At 67.4% G+C, this 15,304-nt stretch carries 16 protein-coding genes; 6 read left to right on the plus strand and 10 right to left on the minus strand.

Annotation, left to right across the window (positions count from 1 at the left end; genetic code table 11):
* Window positions 1-33: 33 nt before the first annotated feature.
* Window positions 34-1,092 (plus strand): LacI family DNA-binding transcriptional regulator, encoded by a 1,059-nt coding sequence (locus WEB29_01230; GenBank protein ID MEX2135568.1) that lies wholly within the window; start codon window positions 34-36, stop codon window positions 1,090-1,092.
* Here the strand turns inward: WEB29_01230 and WEB29_01235 are convergent.
* From WEB29_01235 to WEB29_01270, 8 genes are read right to left on the minus strand one after another with little or no spacing between them, the layout of a single operon-like run.
* A complete protein-coding gene (locus WEB29_01235; protein ID MEX2135569.1) occupies window positions 1,064-2,038 on the minus strand; it encodes a metallophosphoesterase in 975 nt (324 codons plus the stop codon). The two genes, WEB29_01230 and WEB29_01235, sit on opposite strands and share 29 nt — an antisense overlap.
* 5 nt (window positions 2,039-2,043) lie before the next feature.
* Window positions 2,044-2,451 carry a nuclear transport factor 2 family protein gene (locus WEB29_01240; GenBank protein ID MEX2135570.1) on the minus strand — a complete coding sequence of 136 codons (408 nt, stop codon included), beginning with the start codon at window positions 2,449-2,451 and terminating at the stop codon, window positions 2,044-2,046.
* Window positions 2,448-3,662, minus strand: a complete 1,215-nt coding sequence (locus tag WEB29_01245; GenBank protein ID MEX2135571.1) for a M24 family metallopeptidase — start codon at window positions 3,660-3,662, stop codon at window positions 2,448-2,450. The genes WEB29_01240 and WEB29_01245 overlap by 4 nt, the downstream gene beginning before the upstream one ends.
* A complete protein-coding gene (locus WEB29_01250; GenBank protein ID MEX2135572.1) occupies window positions 3,659-4,786 on the minus strand; it encodes a DUF917 domain-containing protein in 1,128 nt (375 codons plus the stop codon). The genes WEB29_01245 and WEB29_01250 overlap by 4 nt, the downstream gene beginning before the upstream one ends.
* Window positions 4,783-5,628: a DUF1028 domain-containing protein gene (locus WEB29_01255; protein MEX2135573.1), complete on the minus strand. Its 846-nt coding sequence runs from the start codon at window positions 5,626-5,628 to the stop codon at window positions 4,783-4,785. Before WEB29_01255 ends, WEB29_01250 begins: the two co-directional genes overlap by 4 nt.
* Entirely contained in the window at window positions 5,625-6,383 is a 759-nt protein-coding gene (locus WEB29_01260) for a hypothetical protein (protein MEX2135574.1), read from the minus strand. The genes WEB29_01255 and WEB29_01260 overlap by 4 nt, the downstream gene beginning before the upstream one ends.
* Window positions 6,380-7,120: an aspartate/glutamate racemase family protein gene (locus tag WEB29_01265; protein MEX2135575.1), complete on the minus strand. Its 741-nt coding sequence runs from the start codon at window positions 7,118-7,120 to the stop codon at window positions 6,380-6,382. The genes WEB29_01260 and WEB29_01265 overlap by 4 nt, the downstream gene beginning before the upstream one ends.
* Before the next feature lie 7 nt (window positions 7,121-7,127).
* Window positions 7,128-8,729: an APC family permease gene (locus WEB29_01270; GenBank protein ID MEX2135576.1), complete on the minus strand. Its 1,602-nt coding sequence runs from the start codon at window positions 8,727-8,729 to the stop codon at window positions 7,128-7,130.
* A 118-nt stretch (window positions 8,730-8,847) separates the two neighbouring features.
* On the opposite strand from WEB29_01270, the gene WEB29_01275 reads away from it, so the two are divergent.
* Entirely contained in the window at window positions 8,848-9,063 is a 216-nt protein-coding gene (locus WEB29_01275; GenBank protein ID MEX2135577.1) for a hypothetical protein, read from the plus strand.
* A gap of 69 nt (window positions 9,064-9,132) precedes the next feature.
* On the opposite strand, the gene WEB29_01280 is transcribed toward WEB29_01275, so the two are convergent.
* Entirely contained in the window at window positions 9,133-9,603 is a 471-nt protein-coding gene (locus tag WEB29_01280; protein ID MEX2135578.1) for a hypothetical protein, read from the minus strand.
* Between the two features lie 337 nt (window positions 9,604-9,940).
* Between WEB29_01280 and WEB29_01285 the strand changes: the two genes are divergently transcribed.
* Complete coding sequence (locus WEB29_01285; GenBank protein MEX2135579.1) at window positions 9,941-10,375, plus strand: SRPBCC family protein; 435 nt, start codon at window positions 9,941-9,943, stop codon at window positions 10,373-10,375.
* 171 nt (window positions 10,376-10,546) lie between these two features.
* Here the strand turns inward: WEB29_01285 and WEB29_01290 are convergent, their stop codons facing one another.
* The gene (locus WEB29_01290) at window positions 10,547-11,110 is read right to left on the minus strand and encodes a dihydrofolate reductase family protein (protein MEX2135580.1); all 564 of its coding nucleotides are present in this window, start codon (window positions 11,108-11,110) and stop codon (window positions 10,547-10,549) included.
* Window positions 11,111-11,868: 758 nt separating this feature from the next.
* Between WEB29_01290 and WEB29_01295 the strand changes: the two genes are divergently transcribed.
* The 3 genes from WEB29_01295 (at window position 11,869) to WEB29_01305 (ending at window position 15,297) form a co-directional block, all read left to right on the plus strand.
* The gene (locus tag WEB29_01295; protein ID MEX2135581.1) at window positions 11,869-13,146 is read left to right on the plus strand and encodes a helix-turn-helix transcriptional regulator; all 1,278 of its coding nucleotides are present in this window, start codon (window positions 11,869-11,871) and stop codon (window positions 13,144-13,146) included.
* A complete protein-coding gene (locus WEB29_01300) occupies window positions 13,139-13,372 on the plus strand; it encodes a hypothetical protein (GenBank protein ID MEX2135582.1) in 234 nt (77 codons plus the stop codon). The genes WEB29_01295 and WEB29_01300 overlap by 8 nt, the downstream gene beginning before the upstream one ends.
* 146 nt (window positions 13,373-13,518) lie before the next feature.
* A complete protein-coding gene (locus WEB29_01305; protein ID MEX2135583.1) occupies window positions 13,519-15,297 on the plus strand; it encodes an L-fucose isomerase in 1,779 nt (592 codons plus the stop codon).
* Window positions 15,298-15,304: the final 7 nt, after the last annotated feature.

Consider the following 15,304-nt stretch of genomic DNA (forward strand, 5'->3'; position numbering starts at 1 on the left):
TCTCGGGGCTGATCCATGGGAATCGGAGGTAGGGTGCGCAGCTCGTCCGGACCGCGACCCGCGCGCATCGCCGATGTGGCCCGCGAGGCACGGGTCAGCATCACGACCGTCTCGCACGTGCTGTCGGGCAAGCGACCAGTGGCCGCCAAGACGCGGCAAGCGGTGCTCGACGCCGCCAGACGCCTGGCGTACCGACCCACGGTGGCCGCGCGCGGCTTGGCCACCGGGCGGACGATGGCGCTCGGCCTCCAATTTCCGATGGAGGGCGAGCACCTGCTCCTGAACCCCTACTTCCCCGAGCTGCTCGGCTCGCTGTCCGCGGCTGCGACACACGACGGCTACTCGTTCGTGCTGCTCCCGGCCCATCGGTCAAGCGACTTCCCGCTCGAGTCGCTCCTCGATACGCAGAGGCTGGACGCGGCGATCCTGGTCGATCCGAGCAGCAGCAATGACGTGCTCCCGTTGCTGCGCCGATACAACGTGCCCGTCGTCACGGTGGGACGCTACCTCGGCCGCACCCGAACCCACTGGGTCGACAATGACACGGGCGTTGCGATCGGGCGCGTCCTCGACCACCTGGCTGCGCAGGACTATCGCCGTCCCGCCCTGCTCTCCCTCGGCCACGAGCGCTACTCCTACATCGCCGACCTGGAAGCGGGCTACCGGGCGCGGATGGAGGAGGCCGGCCTTGAGCAGCTTGTGGCCCGCGCCGAGGACCTCAGTGAGCGGGCTGGCTACGACGCGGCGGTGACGCTGCTCACCCGATCCGGCCGGCCCGACGCGATCATCGCCGCCGTGGACCGGCAGGCGATCGGCGTGCTTGGAGCGGCAGAGGAGCTCGGCATCTCGGTGCCAGACGAGCTGGGGATCGTGGGTGAGGGCGACACGGTCCTGTCGCGCAATGCGCATCCCCCGTTGACGACCATCGACCCCCGGGCGGCCGAACTTGGTGCCCAGGCGATCGGCGTGGTGCAGCGCATCCTGGCCGACAGTGCAACGCCGGCGCGACCGCTCAACGTCGTCGTCGAGACCCGGCTCATCGTCCGCGAATCGACGACGCGGATCAACCCTGGACCAGCTGCCAGCCCTTGACCCCTTTCTGCGGGTCGAGGGTCACGATCGCGCCCTTGAGGATGCCGTCGACGTATTCGCTGCCGGGATTGATGGACATCGTCCGCCCGATCTTCGACATGCCATGGGACTCGTGGATATGCCCGTGGAGGCTGAGCATCGGCTGGTAGTGCTCGATCAGGCTGCGGACCGACGAGCTGCCCACGTTTCCCATCTGCACGCGCCCGCCGCTGACGATTGGGGTGAAGGTCTCATCCAGCAGCGCCGCCTGGTCCAGGTGGGTCCCCTGCGGCGGCACGTGGAGGTTGAAGATGCTCTTTCCCGGATCCTGCAAGCGGGACGCCATCGCCTCCAATCGGGTCGCGAGGTCAGGTTCGCTCAGCTCGCGCGGCGAGCTCCATGGCGTGGGGTTGGAGTAACCCAGTGAGATCATCTCGTAGCCGCCGGGCAGCTCTACGACGCGGTCCTCCGGATTGGTGACGCGCTCCGACCCGGCGAAGACGTCCTGCATCTCGACGAAGTCGTCGTTACCCAACATCATGAACGCCGGGATGCCGACCTCCCGCAGCCGCTCGTCGGCGAGCTCCAGCCAGCGAGTCGCACTCTCGCGGGCCACCCGCACGAATGTCTCCCGCACCAGCTCCGGTGAGGCGTCCAGCGACTCCTTCTCGTCCCGCGTGACGATCACCTCGTAGCGTCCCGCGTTGCGGATGCGGTCGGTGATCGCCTGGAGCTCGGCCGGCGCATCGGCAACCAGCTGCTGGCCGTACATCTCGGTCTGGTAGTGCCCGGCGCCGGTGTCGACGATCGGCTGCAGGATCTTGCCCGCCAGGTCGCCGCCGAAGACCAGCGAGTCGCAGCGGTAGCTGCGGGCCGCGTTCAGCCACTTCCGGAAGCACCGCTCCGAGCCGTGGATGTCGGCGCAGAAGAAGATGCGGGTCTCGCCCGCGGGGGTTCGCGAGAACATCGGCCCTAGTAAGCCGCAACCGGAGCGGCAGGGGCAACCGAGAAGTGCGCCTGGACGATCTCCCAGCGTGCGCCTCGGCGCAGGACCCAGCTGGTCCGCATGCTGACGGCGAGCCGCTCGCCGTCCGCGGTCAAGCTCGTGTCGAGTCGGCCATCGGCCCAGGCGATGTCTCCGTCCACGTGGATCTGGGGCGGACTGTCCCAGTCATACACCGGATCGGTGAAGGCGCCGACCATGCTTCGGAACGGCGCGACCAGTGCGTCGAAGCCGCGCCAGTACTCCCCCTCATCGGTGCCGATCACGACGATCTGGGGATCCCTCGCGAAGCAGGCCAGCACGGCGTCGGCGTCGAGGGCCTCCCAGCCGCGGCGGAACTGATCCAGGACCGCGAGGACGGCATCCTCGTCGCTCACCACCACGTCCGCCGAGCGGTGGTCAGCACCTCGAAGCCGGTCTCGGTGACCACCCCGTTCTCCTCGAAGAAGCCGCCGCCCATGGAGGAATGGCCGATCAGCGTCTCCACCGCGATCGTCATCCCCGGCACCAAGACGGTGTGGTCGTTGGGCGTCAGCCAGGGTGCCTCCCAACCCAGGCCGATGCCGTGGCCGACCGCCGGAAAGCCCTCCGTGTCGGCCGCCTCGACCGGGATGCCGGCGATCACGGCGGATTCGGCCATGAAGCGCTCCCCCACCGCATAGACCTGGGCCGCGGTGACGCCGGGGCGGATCGCCGCACAGACCGCGTCAACCAGGCCGATGGAGGCCTCGACCAGGTCCCGCTGCTGCGGGGTCGGGTCATCGCCGGCCACGCGTGTGCGACCGAAATCCCAGAAGTAGCCGGCCAGCGCGCCGTAGCAGTCCATGTGGAACATGTCGCCGCGCTCCAGCGGACGCAGCGAGGAGGAAGGCATCCGGGCCCAGGTGAAGTTGTGGGCCTGGACGCCGGAGGCGCAGGCAGCGTCGTACAGGACGCCGCCGCCCCGGGCCACCACCGCTGCCGCCTCGGCCGCACAGTCCGCCTCCGTGGCACCCACCACGGCGGCCTCCATTGCGGCCTTGACCGCCTCGTCGCCCAGCGCGATCGCGGCGCGCATGGCCACCACCTCAGCCTGGGTCTTGTAGATCCGGAGGCGCTCGACCAGGTCATCGGCGCGGACGAGGTCAACCGCCGGAAGGGCCGCGGCGAAGCCGAGGTACGCGGCCGCGGTCATGTGGCTGGCGCCCACGAGCCCGACGCGGCGCCCATCGAGACCCGCAGACCGCATCGCGTCGGCCGCCTTGGCGACCACATCGTTCCCGGTCCGCACCTCATCCGCGACTGCCAGATCGGACCGCCACCACGGGACGTCGATCACCAGGATGCTCGGACCATGCACCGGCAGCACCAGCACACCGTGGGAGCGGGCGCGACCGATTCCCGCGTGATCGGCCATGTACGGCTGCTGGCTGTAGTGGTTGGCCAGGTACACAACGTCGGCCGACATGTCGACCGGCCCACCGCCGCGCGACCAGACCACGATCCCGTCGAAGCCCTGCTCCGCCGCCGCGGCGCGCGCTCGATCCTGGCGTTCGCGAAACTCGCCCGGCGAGATGGCGTGCTCGGGGTCGAAGGCTGCGACGCTCATGCTCGTTCTCCCGCCATCGACTCGATCGGCCGGAAGGTGAACTCGCGCCAGCCGAAGTGCGCCGGCCCCAGCGTCGCCAGGCCCGCCTCGCTGTTCCATACCTCTCGGCGTCGTGCAGCGACGACCGCGATCCGGTCCCCTTCCTTGACGTAGGTGTTGACAAGGGGCTCGGCGGTGGTCGCGTCGCAGACCTCGATCAGGTCCGGGCTGGCTATGTAGTCCGCCCCGTCGAGCCAGGTGAGGTGGTTCTCGTTCTTGAACCAGATCTTGAGGCGATGCCCGCCAAACGTGCCCTCACCCTCGACCACGTGGGTCCCCTCGAGGTACCCGGTGTTGCGCCACTCGCGCTCGACGATGGTCCCGCGAAACAGGACCCAGCCATCCAGCGTGCGGGCCGCGGCCACGACCGGGTCGCTCCCCGCCTCCCGGGCCTCCCGGATCGCGCGGCCCACGGCCAGGCTTTCGGTGATGGTGCCCGGCACGTAGATGCGTCGCACCTCGCTGACCGGCAGGGCCACCAGCGCGCAGCCGATCAAGCCGAACGAGGCCAGCGCCAGGTGCTTGCCGATGCGCTCGGCGAACGCATTCGAGGCTGCCTTGCGAATCACGATCGAGTTGCCGTACTCGTCGACCGATGCCCAGGGCAGGACCGGGACGCCGAACAGGTGTGGCGTCGTGGCGTGCAGCTCAGGGATCGCCCTCCCGGCATAGTCGCCGTCGACCATGCCGATCCCCAGGTTGGCAGCCGCGTCGAGCACTGCTGAGGTGTTGATCCCGCCGATTTCGATCGAGCAGATCCCACCGATCTTCCGGCCGAGCTCTGCTTCGAGCGCCCGCACCGACTCAACCATCGGGCGGCGGATGCGGTCCGACCCGGCGATCAGGTCAGCCTCCTCGCTGGCCTCGAACGTCTCCGGCGCGATCGAGCCTGAGAAGCAGGCGGTGCAGATCAGCGCATCGGGATCCATCTCGTCGAGCGGGGTCCATGACAGCTCCACGCCGCGCGCCATGTCATCAAGCAGCAGCTCCCGCTGGACATCCGGCACCCCACCGCCGCTGGCAGAGAAGAAGTTTGTCCCGCGCAGGAAGTCGTCGAGCTCGATCTCGCTGCGGATCGTCGTCATGATCGGTCCCCTTCGTGCTCACGGATGTAGGCCAGGACGGCAGGATCGAGCCGATGTTCGTCGAGCCAGCGCTCCTCGAGGTTCTCCCAGCCGAAGTAGCCGAACAGCGCGTTGCGCCAATCGGCGTCGGGGTCGAAGCCTCGTCGCACTAGCACCGAGCGCAGCTCGTCTCGCAGCGCTCCGTCGATGGGCAGCGCCTGGGCAGGATCGGGTCGGTCGAAGTAGAGCCGGTGGAGCGCCAGCAGGCGCTGCAGCTCGGCGATGGGGGTGGCGTGGTCGTCGGCGCGCAGGTCCAGCATCCGGTCGTGGTTCCCCCCGTAGCCGCCGCCGGCTCGAACCACCAACAGGGCGGCCGACTCCTGACCGCGGCGGTCGCCACCGGCCTCCTGGGCGCGCTCGAGCGCCCGCAGCAGCCGATCGGCCAGGGGCTGCCCTGCGGTCTCCCCGAAGCCGGCGACGAGCCCCTCCACCACGGCGCGCGCGGCGAGGATGTTGCCCTGCGCCGCGAATCCATCACCAACGATCGATGAGGCATGGTCGAAGCACTCGCTGCCGGTGAACGAGGCTGCGCGCCCGTCGGGAGCCACCAATCCGAATTGCCGCTGCTCGCGCAGGCCGTCGCCGGCGAGGAGCGCCTCGACGCAGTCGGCCGGTGCCGTGCCGCCGCGCATCAGGGCAAGCCCCCGCGGCCCAATCGTCACGTTGGCGAGCGCTTGGGTGGCCACAGCCCCGGCATCCGCCGCCGCCCACGGCACGATCGACCCCACCGCCAGGAACTTGGACTGGACGGCCACACCCACCTCACCGGCGGCGGGACCGGCGGCCACAATCGAATAGGTCACTGGTTCACCTCGTCAGGCAGCACGTACCACTGCACCCGGTCACCGACCCGCGCCCGCAGCTTCCAGCGGGCGGACTTGGGCGCGTCACGCAGCGCAGCAAGGAGCACGCGCAGGCGCTCGGTCACATCGGCGGATGGATCGGTGGCGATGATGGTGTCGACGGTTCCGGTGATGGTTCGCCACAGCCCCCAGTCGTCGCGCACCAGCGCCCGCAATCGCGCCAGGTCGATGTGGTCACCAGGCCCCTCCCCCATCCCATGAGCGCGCAGCAGGTCGACCGTGTCACCAGCGTCCTTCGCATTCAGCTTCACGATCTGGAGCTTGGTCAGGAGCAGGTCGGTGGCTGGCAGGGTCGGGTAGTCGAGCGCGAATCGGCTCGACATGTCGATCCGGTGGCACATCTCAAAGATGCCGACCAGCACGTCAATGTCCCAGTCCGAGCCGTGAAAGACCATGCGCCGATGGCCGTTGAGCGCGTTGAAGCGCTCTTCCGGCGTGTAGCCGGCCTGGATCAGGAGCAGCGACAGAAGCCGATGCGTCCCCGTGGGCACCATCAGGTCGATATCGTTGATCGCCCGCGAGCCGCCGCGTTCGCGCAGCTTGGCGTCATGGTGAAGGATCGCGAGGCCGCCGATCAGGCGCGCCTCGACCCCCATTCCCCGGCAGCGGTCAATGATGCGAAGTGCCTCGTCCAGCAGCTGCCAATTGCGAGCCGCCACCGCCGCATCCAGCGCCGAGCCGCCCGCCACCGTCATCGACCGAGGGTGATCGGCGGCGGCGGCGCCTCGTGGCCCCCCACCTTGGAGTGGCTGTACCCGACCGTCCGGTACAGGTCGGCGGCCATTTCTGCGAACTTCCAACAGGCCACCGCGGGATCGACGATCGGGAATGGCACCTCGTCGCGAACGCGTCGCCAGAAGGCCGGCGTGGCCATCTCCGACAGGACGACCACCTCGGCACCGTCCTCTGCCACGGCCAGCCGCGCCTCGCGGATGCACGCGTCGAAGAAGCCTTCGGGATCGGCCAGGACCTCCGGGATCCCCATCTCGACCGAGCGAAGCGAGGCAAGCCGGCGTTCGTGCCCATAGAGGATGAGGTTGTCGGCCATCTTCGGGATCCATTTTCGCCGTCCCACGATGATGCTGAACTTGTGCCCCATGGTCGCCGCGTACGCCAGGGCCGCCTCCTCCATGCCGACGATCGGCATGCGACACAGCTCGCGCGCCTCGCGCAGCCCGCCGTCATAGAAGCAGCCGATGACGGCCGCGTCGTAGCCGGCCTCGTCCGCCTCGCGCATCAGCGCGAGCATCGGCCCAGCGGCCTCGTGCTCGTAGGTGTGGTACTCGAGGTGCGGCGGCCCGTGCTCCAGGCTGCGGACGTCGGGTGTAAAGCCCGGACGCCGCACCTCCTCGATCAGCTCAAGCGTGTCCGCGTCGAACGCAGGCGTGCCGACAGGATTGACCCACAGGATCCTGCGCTCGACGGTCTCCACGGTCCGACTACTCGGGTGGCAGCGACTCGAAGGCCAGGCCGAGGTCCACGCCTCGGCTCTTGTTCAACATGTAGCTGACCGCATAGATCACGAACGGCAGGGCGAAGAGGATCGCCGTGGCCCACAGCCCGACTGGAGCGTTGGCACCCAGCGTGTCGTTGGTGAGCAGCGGGATCAGGAAGATGAAGTAAACGATCACCGCCGCCACGCCGATCAGCGTGATGCGCGGCACGCCCATGAAGCGCTGGTTGATGGGCGAGGACTCCCACAGGTCACGTCGCCGGTACGGGAAGACCGCTGCCGCGATCGCCACGATGATGAAGGTCATGATCTCCGCGGCACCCGCCGTGAACAGCAGCGTCAGGAACTCGCCCGGGCCGTAGACGATCAGCGCCAGGAAGACGAGCGTGATGACCAGCACGATCATGTTCGCCCAGACCGGCGAATGGGTGCGGTCGTTCACCTCACTGACCTTGTCCGGCAGGATCCGGTCGAAGGACCACGCGAACAGGCTGCGGGTGGCGATCAGGAAGGTGGGCGGCAGCGCCGCGAAGAAGGCAAGCACGAAGCTCACCGACATGATTGCGATCAGGATGCTGTTGTCGGTCAGCATCGCGGCGAAGAAGAAGTAGAAGGGGTACGACGGCAGCAGGTACTTGTCCGGCACCTCGTTCGCCAGGAACGTCGCCGACCCGAGCCACTCCTGCCCGAATGTGCGGGCCGAGAGGGCCAGCATGATCAGCACGATGACCGCGCTGATGCCCAGCGCCCAGAGCAGCCCCTTGAGCATGACGGTCCGCGCTGAGCGCACCTCGCCACCGGCATACGTGGTGACGATTGCGTAGCCGAAGCTGGCGAACGCCAGCGGCGTGGCCGCAATCGTGGCGTTCCAGTCGATTCCGGACACCGCGCCCGTGAACCCGGCTGCCTTGGCGTCGGCGATCATCTGGTTGTAGTCCCCACCGAACTTCGTCACCGCGGCCTCGAAGGCATCACGGCCGTTGATCAGGGTCAGCAGCGCGGCGATCGCCACGCCCACCAGCGAGAGCCAGAAGATCCATTGGAAGACCCTCATCGAACGGCGCAGGTCGAGGCTCATGAGCGCCGCGGTGAAAATCAGCACGATCGCGCCCGTTGCGAACTGCCACTCCTTCGCAGTGACGGTCGTGGCCCATTCCGTGAGGGTCGCATTCCCCGTTGCGGCACCCATCGTCGACAGCGCGGCCGACAGGCCGAATGGAGCCAGCAGCGCGCCGAAGTAGGCGATCACGAGCTGGAACCACATGGTCACGCTGAAGTTCGCGACGAAGCCGATGATCGGATGAATGATCCGACTAACGAACACGTAGTCGCCACCCGAGCGCGGCATCGCCTGCGACAGCGAGCCGTAGAGCAGGGTCGGGATGATGCACAGCAGCGCCGTGATGATCACGATCCCGATCAAATTCGACCCGGGAAACGCGTAGGGAGCCTGGGTCGCCACCAGCACCGCCAGCGGCAGCGAGATGAACGAGATGTTGAGCGCGAGATTGCTGCTCATGCCGATCTCGCGGACCAGGCCAGTCGCCTGGCGCGTGTAGAGACTGACGCCCCGACCCGTTGACTCCATCACGACTCCTGCCCTCCAGCGAAGCGTACAAAGCGCTTTGGGTGACCCTACCGGCGGCTCACCCAGATGTCAACGAATTTCCGCCTGTTACGCTTCCCGACGGAGGGGCCAGAGCTCGATGCAGACCGACGTCCTCTACTACGGCGACAACCTCGACATCCTGCGTCGCTACCTGCCCGATGCCGCCGTCGACCTGGTCTACCTCGACCCGCCCTTCAACTCGAATCGCGACGACAACGTCATCTTCCGCGACGAGTCGGGCAATGCCACCGATGCCCAGCTGCTGGCCTTCGAGGACACCTGGCACTGGGGTCCATCGGCCGAGGCGACCTGATCGCATCGCAAGACGAGGCGAGGCCGCGATTGCGGCGAGATCACAATGACAACAGCCAGCCCAGCTTCGTCAGAGTTCGCGATGCCCTGCGAGGCTGGCCAACGCCTCGGAGAAGACGAGGTGAAGACCCGCCTCATCTCGATGCGACTCGAACAACAGCCCAAGGTATTCGGCGATGCGGGCGAATATCAGCTCGTTCGCCCGATCGTTGTCCTCGAGCGAAACGCCGGACTCCTTGAGCCATTCGGCGTCCGGCCCCTCGATGACCGCTTCCGCACGCGATGCATCGCCTTCGAGGCCGATGAACTTCGAATCAGCGGAGCTGGCGAAGTTGAGCCCTGCCATCCGAGCGACCTTCAGAGCACCGCCGTCACGGAGGCTCGACCAGCCCTCTGCGAACTGGCTCCCGACGAAGTTGGCCCAGGCGTCTACGGACCCATCCCGCTCGCGCGCCCACCGCACGCCCATGAGGAAGATTGCACTCTGGTTGCCCGATGCCTGCTCGAGCAGCCGCTCTGTGGAGAACTCGGTGTCATCCATCGTTCAACTCCCACTGCAGGGTGGCAGCACCCTGCCACGGGTGGAAGGATACGGCCGACCGCGGGGCGTTGGGCCGTGGCCTCGACGGCCTGTGTCGCTCTTGCTCCCGCTGCTACCCTCCCGCGCGGTCCGCATCATCGCTGAGGCCATCTCTGATCATCCTCGCCGGGGCGAATACGCGGCTATGGGGTAGGAGTCTCGCTGATCCGGCGGGTTGAGTCGCGCCGACCGTAATGGCCACTGGCGCGGCCCACGCGCACACGGCGCTGCTTGCTAACCGTCATCCCTTCGTGCCCTTGCCTCCGAGAGGTCGAATCGCTGGGGTAGCATGGACCGGATGTCTCGCGTCGCCCGCAGTATTGACATTGCCGCGTCGCCGGACGCCGTGTGGACGGCGCTGGCCGACGTCGAGCACTGGCCACGCTGGGCGTCCCAGTGGGAGCGCCTCGAGCGACTCGAAGCAGGCCCCCTGGCCATGGGCAACACGGTGCGCTGCAAGACCACCGATCGGCAGGCAACCTCGGACTGGACGGTGACCGAGTACGTGGATGGGCGCTCGTTCACCTGGACGTCGGCTTTGGCGCCGGGCCTGCGGGTCACCGGCGGGCACGTCGTGGCGGCGAAGGGCGATGGCGCGAAAGCGGAGTTCTGGCTAGAGGCCACCGGCGTGCTCGGCGCGCTGCTGGCCCCGCTGCTGCGACGGAGGATCTTCAGCCGCAACACGACGTCCGCGGCTGAGGGTTTGAAGCAATTCATGGAAGCGTCCCGCTAATCAGAACGCCTTGGGCCGAGCGAGTCGTCGCGGGGGGTGCTCCCGACGCCCACCTCGGCTACCGCGGGTCCGAGAGGTCGAATCGCGGTTAGTCCCGCCGGGGCGAACTGTGATTGATGGTGCTAGAACGGTGCGCCCATTCTCAATCGTTGGGCTCGGCGGCGGAGCCGGCTAGCTCGCCACGCGGTAGCGGAGGTAGACGAATCTCGAGCTGAAGGTGCGGGTCTCGACGAGTTCGAGATCCACCCGACGCTCGCGCTGGGGAAAGAACGGAATGCCACCGCCGACCAGCACCGGGTAGACCATGGCCCGGTACTCGTCGATGAGACCCAACGCGGCCGCCTCGGCGGCGAGAGTCGCGCCGCCGATCGCGATGTCGCCCTCCCCCGGCTCGGCTCGTAACCGCTCGATCTCCTCCGCCAGGCCGCCGGAGGCCAGGCGGGCATTGCCCTGCACCGCCGACAGCGTGGTGGAGAACACCACCTTTGGGAGCGGCTTCCAGAGCGCGGCCCACTCGAGCTCTGAGTCGTCGAGCGATGGATCCTGGTCGGCGGTCTCCCAGTACAGCATCGTCTCGTACAGCCGTCGTCCCAACAGGTGGACGCCGACCTCTCGAATCTCGTCGATCCAGAAGCGAAAGACCTCCTCGTCGGGCGCCGTCCAGTCGAAGCCGCCGTCCGGCCCGACGATGTAGCCGTCAAGTGAGACACCCATCGAATAGGTCACGCTGCGCATCAGAAGTCCTCCTCGGTAACGGGTTCGACAGTACACTCGCCCCAAGCCTCCGAGCTAACCGCGCGGGAATCGCCACCCCGCCTGCGATCCGTCCTTCGGGACGTGGGCCAGGGCGGACCTTACCGAAGGATTACCAGCGCGTGATCGCTTGCCCGCGCTGCTACCCTCTCCTCAGGCTTCGGCGCCCACCTGAGCCAAACCTCGCGGGGACCGATGACCGAGTTCGCCACCAACGTCCTCTACTACGGCGACACCTCGACATCCTGCGTCGCTACCTGCCCCATGCCACGTCGACCTGGTCTACCTCGACCCGCCCTTCGACTCCAGCCAAACCCGCCGGCAAAGCCAACGGCCCGGCTGGCTTCCCCCCGGTTGCCAGTCGAGCCGTGGATCAAGTCCGGAGCGGTGGGCATCCGTTCCGAGCGGGCACTCATCGGCTAAAGAGAAACGGGCCTAGATTCCGATATCGCCTCCTATGGCCATCCGGGAGGCGGTTTGTTCGCCAGGGCGGTCGCCGCCGCCAGGATGGACAGCACCCCTGCGAGACCGACCGCTGTGATGCGCCTGATCAAGGAACGCCGACGCCGTAGTCGCATGGAATGACTCCTTCCATGCCCGCTCGGAGCGTCGCGCCCCGGCCGGCCCCGCCGACCGTCGCCAAAGCCTACGCTCCGTCGAACCAATAATCAACTATTTCTAATCTGCACGGACAACTCCGGGAGCAGGCGGGGGCTGGAACCTGCGGTACACTCGCCCGCATGCCGAGGACGCGGACGAAGACGAAGCGACCTCAGGTCGAGAACACGGTCGGCCCGCGCCTTCGTGCGGCCAGACACAGAGCCGGGCTTACTCAGCGCCAGCTGGCGGGCGACCGGTATACCGCGGCCTACATCAGCGCCCTGGAGGTCGGCCTGGTGCGACCGTCCTGGGCAGCCCTGAGCTATCTTTCAGATCGACTCGGGCTGGCCGTGCACGACCTGGTCCGGGAGGCGCAGCCGGGCTGGGATCGGCTCACCGCTGACCTGCGCCTGGCGGCCGGCGATTGGCAGGCTGCCGCCGACCAATACACCCAGCTGCTCGAGGACGCCAACGGCACCGATGCCACTCTGATCCGGAGCGGACGTGCCGAGGCACTCTGCCGCCTCGGGCGTCCCCGCGACGCGCTCCCTGACGCCGCTGCGGCATACGAGGCACTCACCCAGGCCGGGCAGCAGGTGGATGCCGCCTACGCCGGCTACTGGCTCGCGTACGCCCATCATCAGCTCGACAACACCGAAGAGGCGCGCGCCCTCCTCCATCAGCTCCTGGCCGAGGTCCGAGCCGGCCTGAAAGTGCAGGCCGATTTCAAGCTGCGGCTCCTGCTCGCGCTCGCGATCCTCGAATCGTGGGACGGCCACGATGATCGGGCGCTCGCGCTCCTCGAGGAGGGACGCGCGCTGACGGGCGAGATGGACGATCTGCGCCGCGCGACCTTCCTGTTTTCACTCGCGAACAGCTATTCCGAGACCGGCGACCTTGAGGCGGCGCTTCGCGCCGGAACTGCGGCCCTTCCCCTCTTCGAGGCGGCCAACGCGGAACGCGATGCCACTGGGCTCCGCAACACCCTGGCGCTCACCTACCTCCAGCTCGGAAACGCAGCGCGCGCCACTGAGCTCGCCGCTGAGGCCCGCCAGATGAGCGAACAACGCAACGATCAGGCTTCGCTGGCGTACGTGACGGAGACGGAAGCCCAGATCGCCCTCGCCCTCGGTGACCACCCCGCCGTCCGCGAGAAGGTGGCCGAAGCTCTCGAGCTCGCCCGCGCCAGCCAGAACACCAACACCGAGTCAAGCGCTCTCCTGACGCTCGCTCGTTCCCAGCGCCAGACCGATGACAACGCCGCAGAGGCAACCTACCGCCAGGCAGCAGAACTCCTCCGCACCGCCGGCCCACGACCAAGGCTCGCCGTCGTCCTCCGCGAGTGGTCCGACCTGCTCGTCTCCGAACAGCGCCACGCGGAAGCGGTCGACCTGCTTCAGGAAGCCCTAAATGCCTGACCTCGCTACCAACGTCCTCTACTACGGCGACAACCTGGACATCCTGCGTCGCTACCTGCCTGATGCCGCCGTCGACCTGGTCTACCTCGACCCGCCCTTCAACTCGAACCGCGACGACAACGTCATCTTCCGCGACGAGTCGGGCAATGCCACCGATGCCCAGCTGCTGGCCTTCGAGGACACCTGGCACTGGGGTCCATCGGCTTCGAAGGTCGATACAAGTTAGGGCGCCTTGGCACCAAATCCTCGACGAGCATCCTCGCGGGCCCCAGATAGGGCACGACAACGAACCCTCGGCTGATACTTGACGCAATGCGGCGGCGACTGCGCGAGGCAGCCTCGTTCGCTGCCAGGTGCTGAGGAGTAAGACCGATGACCGCGGACCGATTTGGAGTCCTCCCCAGGATCGGCATCCGACCGACAATCGATGCTCGGGAAGGAGGAGTCCGAGAATCCCTCGAAGCGCAGACGATGCAGCTCGCACGAGCTCTCGCGGAGACGATCTCCGACGCGCTCCGCTACCCGAATGGCGATCCCGTGGAATGCGTCATTGCCGACTCCACGATCGGTCGTGTGGCGGAGGCGGCTGCGAGCGATGAGAAGTTTCGGCGCGAAGACGTAGGGGCCACCATCTCGGTCACGCCTGCATGGTGTTATGGCTCCGAGACAATGGACGTCGATCCCCTTCGGCCCAAGGCTGTGTGGGGATTCAACGGAACGGAGCGGCCGGGCGCCGTTTACCTCGCTGCTGTCCTGGCAGCCCACAACCAGCAAGGTCTCCCCGCGTTCGGCATCTACGGACGGGAAGTCCAGGACAGCGGTGACGTGTCGGTTCCGGATGACGTTCGCGAGAAGGTGCTGCGGTTCGCGAAGGCAGCCGTCGCATCACAGATGATGCGAAGCCGATCCTACCTGTCGGTCGGCGGCACCTCGATGGGGATCGCGGGATCGATCGTGGACCACGCCTTTTTCCAGCGCTACCTGGGGATGCGAGTCGAGGCGATTGACATGAGCGAAATCCTGCGCAGGATCGAGCGAGGGATCTACGACCAGCAGGAATTCGAGCGCGCGATGGAATGGGTTCGCGCGAACTGCATCGAGGGGACGGATTACAACCGCGCCGACAAGCAGCGCTCTCGAGAGGAGCTGGATAGCGACTGGGCCTCATCGGTGAAGATGGCGCTCGCCATGCGGGACCTGATGGTCGGCAATCCGAAGCTGAAGGAGGCCGGGCATGGCGAGGAGTCGCTCGGCCACAACGCGATCCTGGCGGGCTTCCAGGGGCAACGTCAGTGGACCGATTTCCTGCCGAACGGGGACTTCATGGAGGCCATCCTGAACTCGTCCTTTGACTGGGATGGGCCCCGCGCTCCGTACGTGGTCGCCACGGAGAACGACTCGCTCAACGGCGCCTCGATGCTCTTCGGCTACCTGCTGACCAACACGGCTCAGATCTTTGCCGACGTCCGCACCTATTGGAGCCCGGCGGCGGTCAAACGGGTATCGGGCCATGAGCTCAGCGGCGTCGGGGCGGGGGGATTCCTCCACTTGATCAACTCCGGGCCGGCAGCCCTCGACGCGACCGGCCAGCAGACTATCGACGGCCGAGCCGGAATCAAGCCGTTCTGGGAGCTCTCCGAGGACGAGATCGCCGCAACCCTGCGCGCGACGACGTGGCACCCGGGGCTCACCGAGTACTTCCGCGGCGGCGGTTGGTCGACACGCTTCCGGACCCGGGGCGGGATGCCGGCGACCATGTGTCGCATCAACCTTTATCGCGGCCTGCCGGCGCTCCAGATCGCCGAGGGCTGGACGATTGAGCTGCCGGACGCGGTGCACGCGATCCTCGATGACCGAACCAACCCGTCGTGGCCGACGACCTGGTTCGTCCCCCGGACCGGGGGTGATGGGGTCTTCCGGGACGTGTACTCGGTCATGAACGCCTGGGGCGCCAACCATGCCGCGATCAGCCACGGCCACATCGGCGCGGACCTGATCACCCTTGCGTCGATCCTTCGCGTGCCGGTCTTCATGCACAACATCGACGCCGATGCTGTCTTTCGACCGGCCGCCTGGAACGGGTTTGGCACCGCCGATCCGGAGGGCGCAGACTTCCGCGCCTGCGCCGCGTTCGGACCGCTGTACGGCTGAATCGCGC

It is taken from the genome of Chloroflexota bacterium (genome assembly GCA_040902225.1).
Classification (GTDB): Bacteria; Chloroflexota; Limnocylindria; order QHBO01; family QHBO01; genus CF-167.